This is a genomic window from Cyanobium sp. NIVA-CYA 375, assembly GCF_056108345.1.
Genome location: NZ_JBSYHW010000340.1, coordinates 1 through 676 on the forward strand (window position 1 = coordinate 1; position 676 = coordinate 676).

Annotated in this window: 1 protein-coding gene; it reads left to right on the top strand. The window is 44.5% G+C overall.

What is annotated here, in order from left to right:
- Nucleotides 1-296: 296 nt before the first annotated feature.
- The coding region (locus AC01FP_RS18455) for a hypothetical protein (protein ID WP_474482318.1) at nt 297-676 on the top strand (380 nt) is incomplete at its 3' end.

A 676-nucleotide genomic window follows, 5' to 3' on the forward strand; every position in this document is an offset into this window, starting at 1 on the left:
CGCATTAGTCATGTCCTCAAGCCCCCGGATGTACTGATCAGAGGGGTGACAACTTTCCTGAAACTGGGGGGATTGACAAACATAGATTAGATGTTCTTGTCATCCAGTTCAACTATGGTTTTTTCAATTTTGATGTTTTTAAGAAGTTTCTCGATACACAGATTGAGCTCGGTCGAATCGTTGTTATTACTCTGCACGCAACGACAGACCCAGCCCATGTGCCGAAAAAGAAATTATCAACATTAGTATCGACTTTGAGACGCTGCCATAGGCTACTAGTGCACTCGCCAAGTGATATGAACAAGCTTAAGCGGCTGGGATTGGTTGACAATGTGACTCTGTTCCCACACGGAGTAGTCGACTACAGCTCGCCTGTAAAGATGCCATTCGACTCCAAGCGCTCATTTAGGATCGCCTCCTATGGCTTTTTCTTGCCTCATAAAGGTTTGTTAGAGCTAATTGATGCCACTGCACTCTTGCGTAATCGAGACTTGAATATCCAGTTGGACATGGTAAACTCGGCCTATCCTCTTCCGGAGTCGGTCAACTTGATTGCACAGGTTACAAAAAAGATTGAGAATAGTGGCCTTCAGGGTATGGTTTCAATCTGCTCTGATTTCCTGAATGACTTGGAAAGCCTCGAAAGACTTGCAAATGCTGACTTAATAATCTTCCC